The sequence below is a fragment of the Mesorhizobium sp. M8A.F.Ca.ET.208.01.1.1 genome, from assembly GCF_004791315.1.
In the GTDB taxonomy this organism is placed as follows: domain Bacteria; phylum Pseudomonadota; class Alphaproteobacteria; order Rhizobiales; family Rhizobiaceae; genus Mesorhizobium.
On the sequence record NZ_SRUT01000006.1, the window covers coordinates 297,957 to 310,483 of the forward strand.

The window sequence follows — 12,527 nt, forward strand, 5'->3', positions numbered from 1 at the left end:
TTTTCAAGGCACCTTGGCCTGTCTTCTCGCCTCACGCAACGGAAGAGTCTGGCGGCCGCAAAACGTGGCCACGATCACATGACGACGACGGGGTTTTTCTTCGATACCCGGCTGTAGAGGTCGATGATGTCCTGGTTGATCAGGCGCACGCAGCCCGACGACATCGCCTGGCCGATGCTCCACCATTCGGGCGAGCCGTGGATGCGGTAGCCGGTGTCCTTGCCGTCCTGGTAGATGTAGAGCGCGCGGGCGCCGAGCGGATTGGTGAGGCCGCCGGGCTGGCCGCCCTGCCACTTCGCCAGTTCCGGCTTGCGCTGGATCATTTCGGGCGGCGGCGTCCAGGTCGGCCATTCGCGGCCGTACTGGATGTTGGCCCGGCCGGACCAGCGGAACCCGTCCTTGCCGATGCCGACGCCGTAGCGGATGGCGTCGCCACCTGGCTGGACGAGATAGAGCATGCGCTCCTTGAGATGCACGACGATCGTGCCGGGCGCCTCGCCTGTCGTGTCGACGACGATCTGGCGGCGGAATTCCGGCTTCACCTTGAGATAGGGCACCTCGGGCACGTTGAAGCCGTTGTCGGTCAGCGCGGCATACATGACGTCGGCGCTGGTGATGTTCTTGTCGACGCTGATCGAGGGCCGGATCGGCACCGACCCGGTGACCGTATCGTCGAGCTGGAGCGCCGGCAGGCCGCCGCCACCTGAAGTCGAGCAGCCGGCGACGCCGAGCAGCGCCAAGGCGCCCGCCCCGGACAGGACGGCGCGGCGGGAGAGGAGAAGATCGGTTTCGATTGCGTCGCCGTTTCGCGGCGGCGTCGGACCTTGCGGCAACTCACGCATATACCCAAACCCTACGCTGTCGGCGGGAAGCACGGTCCGGCCGGATAGCGGGCATTTTCATCATTCATGGTTGATAAAGCGTGAATGCCTTGCGCTGCTTGCGTTTGCGCATTGCCGGAAACGCCGTTCCGCCCTCCCGGCGACCGTCATCCAGTGTCAGGCACAAAATCACCCCTGTCAGGTCACAATCCCGGCGCTGGTGTTTCCTACCTCTCCCGATGATCAGCGAGGGGCCTCCATGTGCAAGACGTTAAAAACCGACATCAAGCTTTTTGCCGCTGCCATTGTCGCGGCCGCCACGGTTCTCGGTGCCAATGTCAGCCTGGCCGATATCGTGAGCACGCTGGGCGGCGCGAACTGACACCGGGCTGCCGCTGGCGCAATTGATGTCGTAGTCCCGTAAGGGTCGTACCGGTTGCCCGACCGGAATGCGCAAAAAACAAAGATTCGGCCCTTTACATTCTTCGGGACCCAAGGATTTATCCTCTTCCTTGAGCTCAAAGGAGACGAGCATGTCCTTCGAAAACTGGGCCGCCTTCGCTGCCGCGTCGACCATCCTCCTTGTGATCCCGGGTCCGACCATCCTTCTGGTCGTGTCCTATGCGCTGGGCCAGGGCTGGCGCACCGCTTTGCCGATGGCGGTCGGCGTGGCGCTCGGCGACTTCACCGCCATGACCTTGTCGATGCTGGGCATCGGCGCGCTGCTGGCGGCTTCCGCTGGTGTCTTCACCATCCTGAAGCTGATCGGCGCCGGCTATCTGATCTATCTCGGCGTGAAACTGTTTCGCGCCGGCGGCACGCTGAAGGCCGAACCGCGTACCGACGCCGTGTCGTCGGCCAAGATGGTGGCGCATGCCTGGCTGGTCACCGCGCTCAACCCGAAGAGCATCACCTTCTTCGTCGCCTTCCTGCCGCAGTTTCTCGACCGGCATGCCAGTTTCTGGACGCAGATGCTGGTTTTCGAGACGACCTTCCTGGCGCTCGCCTTCGCCAACGCCTTCGGTTACGCGCTGATCGCGGCACGCGCCCGCAACGTGGTGCGCAATCCCAGGGCGATCCGCATCTTCAACCGCACCGGCGGCACGCTGCTGGTCGGCGCCGGCATCGCCACGGTGGCGATGCGGTCCGGCAATTGAGAAAGCAGGCGCGGCCAAGGCGTGTTGAGATTCAGGTCAGGCTGGCACTAGCTGAACATCAGCATAGCTTGCTTCACCATTTGACGCTGAAGCCCAGATTGCCCTCGATGATGCGGCGTTTGTCGCCGTCGAGGTTGGTGGTGTAATCGCCGGTGGCGAAGATGCTGACCTTGTCCGTCACCTTGGCGACGATACCGCCGCCGAACTCGAACGAGGTCGACCTGCCCTCGGTCGAGATGTCGGTGGTGTCGAAGCTGACACGGTCGGTGCCGCCGAAATCATGCCAGATATTGGCCTTGAGATAGGGCTGCAGCGCTATGCCGTTGACAGAGGCTTCGCCCTGCAGCCGAGCGCCCAGCCGGCCGGTGACGCTGCCGTCGCTATCGAATGAGACCGACGAGAAACGGTCGTTGGTATCGTCGAGCGACAGATGCTGCCAGATCAGTTGCGCCTGTGGTTCCAGCGTCCAGCCCTGCGCCAGCGCTATGGGATAGCCGCCCTCCAGCGAGGCGGTGACACCTGTTCCGCCAATGTCGATGCCAACGTCGCGCGACGACGTTGCGTCGCCGCCGAAGAAGGTGGCCATGAGCACCCCGTCGAGGTACCAGCCGCCCTGGCCGATGCGGGTCCAGTAGCCGCCGACGCTGGTGCCGCTGACATCGAGCCCGCCCACGGACAGATCATTCTGCCCCAGAGCCTGGCCGCGCACGTCACCCTTCATGCTGGCATAGGCGACGAAGAGGCCGGCGCGATCGAAGCCGCCCGAAGCGGTTTCGCGGCCGAAGACGTCGAAGCCCGCCTGCAGGCCGAACAAGGTGCCGTCGAAAGACGGCGACACCGTTCCCGACCAGCCCATTTTGGCGTCCTGGCCGTAGATGCGGCCCCAGACAGGCGACAGCTCGGCGTTCGACAACAGACTCTGTTCGCCGCGCCGCTCGTGGAAGGTGCCGAGCGTCGTCATCGCAAGGTGCTCGGCCACCGGCGGCAAAGCCGAATAGGTCGGCACCTCGATGCGGTAGAGCAGGATCGTCTCGCCGGCTGCCGGCGTCGGCAGGTGCGGAACGGCGGTCGGCACCACCGGTGGTGGCGGTGGTGGATCCGCCGGCGGCGCTGGCGGCGGTGGCGGCGGCGCCTCGGGTTCGGGGTCGCTCGCCTGCACCGGCGGTGTCGAATCGACCGGCGGATTGTTGATGTCGCCGTCGGTCGGCACCGGCACCGGCGGCAGCTCGGACGGCGGTGGCGGCGGCGCGGCCTGCGGCGGCTCCGGTTCTGGTTGCGGCGTCGGTTCGAGCGCCGACGGCCCGGCGGCCGGTGTTGCCGGTGTGTTCAGCGTCGAACGCAGATACCAGTTCTCCGCGCTGCCGGCGCTGACGCCGCCCTTGAAGAGATAATATTCGAAGGCGCCGGCGGCGACCGGCGCATCGAGGGCAAAGGCGCTTGCGCTCGACGTGGCGCCGTTGACCGCCTGGACGAGCATGATGCCGTCGGACGTGGTCTGCGCCCCCGCGCCGCCGACATTGACCACGGCGATGCCGGTCGAGCCGGAGGCCGTGCCGCCGGACAGCACCAGCCGGTCGGAAGCGGAGCTGTCGTCGCCAAGCTCGGTCTGGAGGAGGAGCAGCCCGCCCATGCCGACATAATTGCCCGATATGGTCAGGCGATCGGAAGCGCCGGTGCCGCCGTTGGTCAGGTCGATGCGGCCGGCATTGACCACATCGGCCAGTTGGCCCGAGGTGAAGGCCTGGATGGAACTGTTGAAGCCACCGCCGCCATAGAGCGTGCTTGCCTGGTCGACGCTGAGCCTTCCGGTGCCCGTGCCGCTGTCGCCCAGTACGAGATTGCCGTCGAGGATCAACTGGGTATCGTTGGTGGCGTCTATGGTTTCCCAGTTCTGGACCCTGGCGATGCCTTCCGGCTTGACGTTGTCGAAGGTAAGCGCATCGGTGCCGAGGCCACCATTCAGCGCATCGGCTCCGCCGAGATTGGCGTTGGTGAGATTGCTGAGTTTGGCGGTATCGTTGTCGGCGCCGAGGTCGACCGAGCCATAGATGATGCCGCCGCCGTTCCAGACGAAATTGTCCGCGCCGAAGCTCATCAGCACATCGCCGCCCACCGTGCCGCCTGTGATCGTCACGCTGTCGTTGCCGCCGCTGACGCTGATGTTGCCGCCGATCGTGCCACCGGAGAGAATGATGATGTCCTGATCGAAGCCGGTGACGAGGTTGCGGTCGATGATGCCGCCCGACATGTTGAAATAGTTCTTGTCGAGCTTCATGTTGACGCGGCCGATGCGGCCGCCGGTCATCACGGCACGGTCCCCATCGTCGAAGAAATCGACGATGCGGCCGCCCGTCATGGTGAAGGTGTCCAGCCCGTCGCCCTGGTTCAGCGAACCGACCTGGCCGCCGCTCATGCTGAAGTCGTCGATGCCGGCGCCCTGCTGGACATTGCCGGCGACCGTGCCGCCGCCGATGGTGAAGAAATCGGTGCCGTCGCCCTGATCGACCACGCCGGTGATGGTGCCAGACTGCATGTCGATGCGGTCCGTGCCGGCGCCGAATGTGACATTGCCGCTCACCTGGCCGGTACCGCCGGCAGGGAAGGTCAGCGTGTTGTTGCCGCTGGTATCGTTGAGGCTGCCGCTCGAATCGCCACTATCGCAAGTGAAGGTGTCATTTCCCGGAGACGGAACCAGCACGCATGCCGCGAAGGCCGCGGAGCCAGGCAGCAACATAAGCGCTGTAGTTGCAAGTAAGCTAATAAACCCAGGATTGATTCGCCTAGGCCTTCGCCGCGTCAAAGAAATAGCCTCGCCGATGTGCTCCGAACCGCTGTTCGGAGGCTGTATTTCAAAGTGCCGCATCGCGTCCCCTCTCAGATCGCGATTTCAAGCCCCTTACCCGCGCCGCATTGAAGCCACAATTCGTCCAGTTTTACAAAGCCTAATCTGCCTCTCATGGTTGATGAACTGCAAAAATAACTGACGTGGCGCAGATGTGTCCGTGAAATGGCATCGCCTTGGCCCATGCTTTAAGATGATGTTGGACCGAGGGGCATCATGCTCATCCGGGTCTGACCAAGGACTCTCGCATGCCAATCAAAGACACATTCGGCTTGGCAGTTTCGGGCGCGACGGAAGCCGGATTCGCGCTCTACGGCCAGGCCGTGCGCGAATTGCAGTGTTTCATCGGCGATCCGGTCAACTCCGTCGATCGCGCCATCGCGCAGGACCCCGGTTTCGTCATGGCGCATGTCTTCAAGGGCTACCTTTTCGGCCTTGCCACCGAGCCGGAGGCGACGGCCGTGGCCAGGACCTGCCACGAGGCGGCGCTGCCGCTTGCCGCGACAACGCGCGAACGGGCGCATGTCTCGGCTCTCGGCCACCTCGCCAACGGCCGCTGGCATCAGGCTTCCGGCATCCTTCAGGACATAGCGATCGATTTCCCGCTCGATGCCGTGGCGCTCCAGGTCGGACACCAGGTCGATTTCTTCACCGGCAACGCCCGCATGCTGCGCGACCGCATCGCCCGCGCCCTGCCGTCATGGCAGGCGGACATGCCGGGTTACCACGCCATCCTCGGCATGCAGGCCTTCGGGCTCGAAGAGATGGCTGAATACGCACAGGCCGAAAGGCTGGGTCGCAGAGCGGTCAAGATCGAACCGCGCGACGGCTGGGCGCAACATGCGGTGGCGCATGTGATGGAGATGCAAAGCCGGCAAAGGGACGGCATTGCCTGGATGCGTGCCGATCCCGATGCCTGGACCAAGGAGAGCTTCCTCCAAGTGCACAATTGGTGGCACCTGGCGCTGTTCCACTACGATCTCGGCGAGACCGGCGAGGTGCTGGCGCTCTATGACGGACCGATCTACGGCGCCAGATCGACGCTGGCGCTCAACATGGTCGATGCATCGGCAATCCTGTGGCGGCTTCATCTCGGTGACGTCGATGTCGGCGACCGCTGGGCGGCGCTGGCCGCCAATTGGGTGCCCAGGGCCGCCTCCGGCAATTACGCGTTCAACGACGCCCATGCGATGATGGCCTTTGTCGGCGCCGGGCTGGACGCCCCGGCCCAGACCTTGCTCGAGGCCCAGCGCGAGGCGATGCGGGGCGATGAGGACAATGCCGCTTTCACACGGGATGTCGGCCATCCCCTGACGCTTGCGATCAAGGCGTTCGGAGAGGGCAACTACGCCGAGACCATCCGACTGATCCGGCCCATCCGGGCGATCGCCCATCGCTTTGGCGGCAGCCACGCGCAGCGCGACGTCATCGATCTCACGCTGATCGAGGCCGCCCTGCGCGCCGGCGACGGCGCGCTCGCCAAGGTGCTGACGATGGAGCGCTCGATGGTACGCCCGGACAGTCCGCTGTCGGCGCTGTTTTCACGACGCGCCGCGGATTTGTCAGAGAATTGACCCGGAGCGGATCTTGCCTTAAAAACTGGCTGAAGCATATTTTTCGGACTCCGAAAAAAATAAGAACGTGGGAGGAAACCATGTATCTCGGCCTCGACCTGGGGACATCGGGCGTCAAGGCGTGGCTGATCGATGCCGGACAGGGCGTCATCGGCTCCGGCCATGGCACGCTTGACGTTTCGCGCCCGCATCCCGGCTGGTCCGAGCAGGATCCGCTGCACTGGATACGCGCCTGCCAAGACGCGATCGCCGAACTGAAGGCGTCGCATCCCGGGCAGTTCGCGGCGGTTAAGGGCATCGGCCTGTCCGGCCAGATGCATGGCGCGACCTTGCTCGACGCGGCCGATCAGGTGCTGCGTCCCTGCATCCTCTGGAATGACACGCGCAGCCATGTAGAGGCGGCCGCGCTCGACGCCGATCCACGCTTCCGCGCGCTCACCGGCAACATCGTCTTTCCTGGCTTCACCGCGCCGAAGCTGGCCTGGGTGAAGAACAACGAGCCCGCTGTCTTCGCCAAGGTGGCAAAGGTGCTTTTGCCCAAGGACTTCCTGCGGCTTTGGCTGACCGGGGAACACATTTCCGAAATGTCTGATGCAGCCGGTACGTCTTGGCTCGATGTCGGCAAGCGCCGCTGGTCGGCGGACCTGCTCGCGGCGACATCGCTCGACGAGAGCCATATGCCGGCGCTGGTCGAGGGCACCGCGAAGGCTGGCGGGCTGCGCGCCGAACTCGCCTCGCAATGGGGTATCGCGGCCGGCATTCCGGTGGCTGGCGGCGCCGGCGACAACGCGGCTTCCGCCTGCGGCATGGGCACGGTCCGCGCCGGCCACGCCTTTGTCTCGCTCGGCACGTCGGGCGTGCTGTTTGCCGCCAACGCCGCCTATCTGCCCAATCCGGCAAGCGCGGTGCATACCTTCTGCCATGCGTTGCCCAACACCTGGCACCAGATGGGCGTCATCCTGTCGGCGAGCGATTCGCTCAACTGGCTGTCGGAGATCACGGGCAGGGGCGCAGGCGAGTTGACGTCGGAACTCGGCGAGACGCTGAAAGCGCCGACCGGCGTGTCCTTCCTGCCCTATCTTTCGGGCGAGCGCACGCCACACAATGATTCCGCCATTCGCGGTTCCTTCACCGGCCTCGCGCATGAATCGGGCCGCGCCGTGCTGACCCAGGCCGTGCTCGAAGGCGTCGCCTTCGCCTTCCGCGACAGCCTCGAAGCGTTGAAGACAGCCGGCACCACCTTGACGCGGGTGACGGCGATCGGCGGCGGCTCGCGCTCGCGCTACTGGCTGAAGGCCATCGCCACCGCGCTGCAGCTTCCGGTCGACATCCCAGCCGACGGCGATTTCGGGGCTGCGTTTGGTGCGGCGAGGCTCGGGCTGATCGCGGCGACGGGGGCGGATCCGCTGGCCGTGTGCACGGCGCCGAAGACAGACGCCACGATCGAACCGGATGCGGCGCTCGGCAACGCCTATGCCGATGCCTATCACCGCTACCGGGCGCTTTACCCGGCGATCAGGGCTGTAACCGCGTGAGTTGGGGCGTGTCCCACCCTCTTTATCAGGGCGCCGGCGCTGCCCCTCACCTGCCTGCCGGCATCCTCTCCCCGCATAGGGACGGGGAGAGGGGCGCTCCCGTCACCGGTTTCGCCAATCACCAGCGTAGTGACGAAGGCGCCAAGGTTGCGGCCAGCCCCCTTCTCCCCGTCACTATACGGGGAGAAGTGCCCGGCAGGGCGATGAGGGGCAGCACCGACTTTGGCGATTGGTATTCTCCACCACGTCTTGACGAGGTGACCTCACTGCGCCGGCACCTTGTCGAGGAAGCCGGTCACGCTTTTCAGGCGACCGTCCTCGATGACGCCGATGTCGGTGCCTTCGATGACGGACGGGACCCCTTCCGGCCCGAGATTCCACGAAAACCGGATCTTGTCGGCAAAGCCGTCCGGAGTCCCCTTCAGAGAGAAGCGGAAGCCGGCAAAGCGCTGCTGCACGCCGTCGATCAGCGCCGCGACGCCTTCATGGCCGTCGCCCTGCATGAGCGGATCGCGATAGCTGATGTCTTCGGTGAAAACAGCCTTGAGCAACGCTGCCCGGCGGCCGGCATCGCTCTCGTTCCAGGCGGTGATGTAGTTTTGGGCGATCGTGTTGAGGTCGGTCATGATCTGTCTCCTTCGTTTGACGGTTTTGACGTGACCGTTTTCGACCAGCACCGGCGTGAAACCAATTACGCCTGAGGTAATCAGGCAAAACTATCTTGGAGAGGAAGAGAACATGAGCAGCGGCTTTTTCGGCGACATCCAGAAGATCAAATATGAGGGACCGGATTCGACCAATCCGCTGGCCTATCGTTTCTACAATCCCGACGAAGTGGTGGCTGGCAAGCGTCTGGAAGACCATCTGCGCTTTGCCGTCGCCTACTGGCATTCCTTCGCCTGGCCGGGCGGCGACCCGTTCGGCGGCCAGACCTTCGACCGTCCCTGGTTCCCCAAGGCCGGCGGCGTCGACACGATGGAACTGGCGAAACTGAAGGCGGATGTGGCCTTCGAGATGTCCTCGCTGCTCGGCGCTCCCTATTTCTGCTTCCATGACGCCGATGTACGGCCCGAGGGCAAGGATTTCTCCGAAAGTGCGGCCCGGCTGGATGAAATCGCCGATTATTTTGCCGGAAAGATGAAGCAGACCGGCGTCAAGCTTCTCTGGGGCACGGCGAACCTGTTCTCCAACCGCCGTTTCATGTCCGGTGCCGCGACCAATCCCGATCCGGATGTGTTCGCCTATGCCGCTGCGACGGTGAAGAGCTGCATCGACGTCACCAAGCGGCTGAAGGGCGAGAACTACGTGCTGTGGGGCGGGCGCGAGGGTTACGAGACCCTGCTCAACACCGACCTTGCCCGCGAGCAGGAACAGGCCGGCCGCTTCCTGAACCTCGTCGTCGACTACAAGCACAAGATCGGCTTCAAGGGCACGATCCTGATCGAGCCGAAGCCACAGGAGCCGACAAAGCACCAATATGACTACGACGTCGCGACCGTTTACGGCTTCCTCAAGCGCTTCGGCCTGGAAAAGGAGGTCAAGCTCAACATCGAGCAGGGCCACGCCATCCTGGCCGGCCATTCCTTCGAGCACGAACTGGCCCTGGCCAATGCGCTCGGCGTCTTCGGCTCGATCGACATGAACCGCAACGACTACCAGTCGGGCTGGGATACCGACCAGTTCCCCAACAACGTGCCGGAGATGGCGCTCGCCTACTACCAGGTCGTCCAGGCCGGCGGCTTCAAGACCGGCGGCACCAATTTCGACGCCAAGCTGCGCCGCCAGTCGCTCGACCCGCAGGACCTGCTGATCGGCCACATCGGCGGCATGGATTCTTGCGCGCGCGGCCTCAAGGCGGCGGCCCGCATGGTCGAGGACAAGGCATTGTCGGGCCCGCTCGCCGAACGCTACGCCGGCTGGAACAGCGCCGAGGCCAAGGCGATGCTGTCGGGCAAGCGGACGCTGGAAGAGATCGCCGAACGCGTGGTGAAGAAGAAGATCGAGCCGCAGCCGCGTTCCGGCCGCCAGGAACTGCTCGAAAACATCGTCAACCGCTACGTCTGACGCTGCCTGGCCGTCGGCAATCCAAGCCGGCGCACTATGCGATTCGAAAGCTTGGCGCGCGGAAACATTTTGCGCGCCATGCTGAAACCGACGACAAGGTTTTGCCCCTTGCCGCCTCTCAATGACCTCGCTCTTGCCTTCAAACTGCCGTCACGAATCTCGTATAGGTATCGCTCTTGGCGGGAGAGGAAGAAGGAGGCGAACCGATATGCAGAACGAACGTGAAATCGACGCCCTGCTCTCACCTGGCGAAGCCGGATCGATCATTGACCGGCTGATGGCAATGCCGCATCCAAAACAGGGCGCACGCAGCACCAATGAATGGGACCGCGCCGTTGCCAGCCGCTTCGAGACCCATCTCGCGCGGCAGATGCGCTCGCAGATCGACGGCGGCAGCGACCGCCGGAATGCTGCCTGACTTCCCAAATCAACCCTGGCCGAATCAACTCCGGCCCGAATCAACCCCGGCCCCAATCAACCCCGGCGAAGCCTGACAGGGGCTTCGCCGAAAGCTCTTGAAAATGCCCTGGAAAAAGCCGCGGCCGACGAGAACCCCGTCCGCCCGGCAATATCCGCCATGGCGATCCGCGTGTCGACCACGAGCCGGCGCGCGGCGCCCAGCCGCAGCCTGAGATAATAGGCGCCCGGCGTCTCGCCGATCGACTTGCGAAAGATGCTTTCCAGGGTCCGCGCCGTCACCCCGGCGCGTTTGGCGACCGCCTCGACGGTCAACGGCTGATCGACATGCGATTCCATCAGCCGGATGGCCTGCGCCAGGCGCGGATCATAGCCGTCGAGCCGGCCGAGCGAGACCAGCGGCTGGGCATCGGTCGCGGCCCGGGCCTGGTCGTAGATGAAGACGCTGGCGACATCGAGCGCCACGGCCATGCCGAGGCGCGTGCGAATGAGATGCAGCATCAGGTCGAAAGTCGGCGACGCGCCGCCCGAGGTGAACACCGGCCCGTCGATGACATAGCGGTCCGGACGGACGTCGACGCCAGGGAAGGCCGAGGAAAAATCCTCCATGTCCTCCCAATGGGTGGTAGCGCTGCGCCCTTCCAGCAAGCCGGCACGCGCCACCAGCCAGGTGCCGGCCTCGACCCCGCCGCACGCGCGGGCCGCTCGCGCCGCCCTCCGCAAACCTGAAAGCAGACCCGACGTCGCGTAATTCTGCGTGCCGAAACCGGCGACGACGACGAGAACGTCGGTCGGCTCCGCCGCGTCGAAACGCCCGCTGACCGCGACCGGCAGGCCGCAGGTGGTGACCGGAGCCTCGCCGGTGACCGAGACCAGCTTGAAATCGAACAGGGTCTCGCCGGAGATGCGGTTGGCGGCGCGCAGCGGGTCGACGGCCGAAGCGACGCACATGATCGACGACCCGGAAAACACCAGGAACGTCACCTTGAGGGTCTCGCGTTCGGCGCGAAAGACAGATTTTTCGCTTTTGATCATATCGCCTTCGTAAAACGCAAAGCAGCTTGGATCAAGGCGAGCGATGCTAGTGGCTGTTTCGAATGGGAGGAGAGTTTCGATGCCGCTCGCGATGAACCGTGAGGTTTTCATTACCTGTGCCGTGACCGGTTCCGGCGGCTCGCAGGACCGCAGCCCGCATGTGCCGCGCTCGCCCAAGCAGATCGCCGACTCGGCCATCGATGCGGCCAAGGCGGGTGCGGCCATCGTCCATTGCCATGTGCGCGACCCCGAAACCGGCAAGCCCAGGCGCGACGTGCATCTCTATCGCGAGGTGACCGAGCGTATCCGCGCGGCTGACGTCGACGTCATCCTGAACCTGACCGCCGGCATGGGCGGCGACATGGTGTTCGGCTCGCCGGAAGCGCCGTTGCCGCTCAACGAAAAAGGCACCGACATGGGCGGCGCCACCAACCGCATGGAACATGTGCGCCAGTGCCTGCCGGAAATCTGCACGCTCGACTGCGGCACCATGAATTTCGCCGAAGCCGACTATGTCATGACCAACACGCCCGGCATGCTGCGCGCCATGGGCGGCATGATGACGGCGCTCGGCGTCAAGCCGGAAATCGAGGCCTTCGACACCGGGCATCTCTGGTTCGCCAAGCAACTGGTCGAGGAAAAGGTGCTCAACCCCGACGCGCTGGTGCAGCTTTGCATGGGTGTGCCGTGGGGGGCGCCCGACGACCTCAACACCTTCATGGCGATGGTCAACAACGTGCCGTCGACCTGGAACTGGTCGGCCTTCGCCATCGGCCGCAACCAAATGGCCTATGCGGCGGCGGCGGTGCTCGCCGGCGGCAATGTCCGCGTCGGCCTGGAAGACAATCTCTGGCTCGACAAGGGCGTGCTGGCGACCAATGCCCAGCTGGTCGAGCGCGCCGCCTCGATCGTCACCAATCTCGGCGCCAGGATTCTTGGCCCGGAAGAAGTGCGCAAGAAGCTCAACCTGACCAAGCGAGCGCCGATAGCGGCATGAGCATGATCCCGAAAGTGGGAACCGGTTTTCTCGGACAAACGGTTCTCGTTTGTCCAGAGATCATGCTCAAACAAGAAGATTAATT

At 64.5% G+C, this 12,527-nt stretch carries 11 protein-coding genes; 6 read left to right on the forward strand and 5 right to left on the reverse strand.

The window, feature by feature from the left end; all coding sequences use genetic code 11:
- Window positions 1-74: 74 nt before the first annotated feature.
- Both EN851_RS25490 and EN851_RS36480 read right to left on the reverse strand, forming a co-directional pair.
- Window positions 75-842 (reverse strand): L,D-transpeptidase, encoded by a 768-nt coding sequence (locus EN851_RS25490; protein WP_135917591.1) that lies wholly within the window; start codon window positions 840-842, stop codon window positions 75-77.
- A 250-nt stretch (window positions 843-1,092) separates the two neighbouring features.
- A complete protein-coding gene (locus EN851_RS36480) occupies window positions 1,093-1,356 on the reverse strand; it encodes a hypothetical protein (protein WP_189521932.1) in 264 nt (87 codons plus the stop codon).
- Here EN851_RS36480 and EN851_RS25500 point away from each other — a divergent pair.
- Window positions 1,355-1,978, forward strand: coding sequence for a LysE family translocator (locus tag EN851_RS25500; protein WP_135930235.1), 624 nt, complete (start codon window positions 1,355-1,357; stop codon window positions 1,976-1,978). The two genes, EN851_RS36480 and EN851_RS25500, sit on opposite strands and share 2 nt — an antisense overlap.
- 73 nt (window positions 1,979-2,051) lie before the next feature.
- Here EN851_RS25500 and EN851_RS25505 read toward each other — a convergent pair whose 3' ends face one another.
- Window positions 2,052-4,841, reverse strand: a complete 2,790-nt coding sequence (locus EN851_RS25505) for an autotransporter outer membrane beta-barrel domain-containing protein (protein ID WP_135930236.1) — start codon at window positions 4,839-4,841, stop codon at window positions 2,052-2,054.
- A gap of 227 nt (window positions 4,842-5,068) precedes the next feature.
- Here EN851_RS25505 and EN851_RS25510 point away from each other — a divergent pair, with 227 nt between their 5' ends.
- Both EN851_RS25510 and xylB read left to right on the forward strand, forming a co-directional pair.
- Window positions 5,069-6,394, forward strand: a complete 1,326-nt coding sequence (locus tag EN851_RS25510; RefSeq protein ID WP_135930237.1) for a tetratricopeptide repeat protein — start codon at window positions 5,069-5,071, stop codon at window positions 6,392-6,394.
- A gap of 80 nt (window positions 6,395-6,474) precedes the next feature.
- Window positions 6,475-7,929, forward strand: coding sequence for a xylulokinase (gene xylB / locus EN851_RS25515; protein ID WP_135930238.1), 1,455 nt, complete (start codon window positions 6,475-6,477; stop codon window positions 7,927-7,929).
- A 263-nt stretch (window positions 7,930-8,192) separates the two neighbouring features.
- Here the strand turns inward: xylB and EN851_RS25525 are convergent, their stop codons facing one another.
- Window positions 8,193-8,555 (reverse strand): nuclear transport factor 2 family protein, encoded by a 363-nt coding sequence (locus tag EN851_RS25525; protein WP_127279346.1) that lies wholly within the window; start codon window positions 8,553-8,555, stop codon window positions 8,193-8,195.
- Between the two features lie 112 nt (window positions 8,556-8,667).
- Here EN851_RS25525 and xylA point away from each other — a divergent pair, with 112 nt between their 5' ends.
- Window positions 8,668-9,993, forward strand: a complete 1,326-nt coding sequence (gene xylA / locus EN851_RS25530) for a xylose isomerase (protein ID WP_135930239.1) — start codon at window positions 8,668-8,670, stop codon at window positions 9,991-9,993.
- Between the two features lie 208 nt (window positions 9,994-10,201).
- The gene (locus EN851_RS25535) at window positions 10,202-10,411 is read left to right on the forward strand and encodes a hypothetical protein (protein WP_127279348.1); all 210 of its coding nucleotides are present in this window, start codon (window positions 10,202-10,204) and stop codon (window positions 10,409-10,411) included.
- Window positions 10,412-10,467: 56 nt separating this feature from the next.
- On the opposite strand, the gene EN851_RS25540 is transcribed toward EN851_RS25535, so the two are convergent.
- Window positions 10,468-11,445 carry a GlxA family transcriptional regulator gene (locus EN851_RS25540; protein WP_135862763.1) on the reverse strand — a complete coding sequence of 326 codons (978 nt, stop codon included), beginning with the start codon at window positions 11,443-11,445 and terminating at the stop codon, window positions 10,468-10,470.
- A gap of 79 nt (window positions 11,446-11,524) precedes the next feature.
- Between EN851_RS25540 and EN851_RS25545 the strand changes: the two genes are divergently transcribed.
- The gene (locus EN851_RS25545) at window positions 11,525-12,442 is read left to right on the forward strand and encodes a 3-keto-5-aminohexanoate cleavage protein (protein ID WP_091586279.1); all 918 of its coding nucleotides are present in this window, start codon (window positions 11,525-11,527) and stop codon (window positions 12,440-12,442) included.
- The last annotated feature ends 85 nt before the right edge of the window (window positions 12,443-12,527 follow it).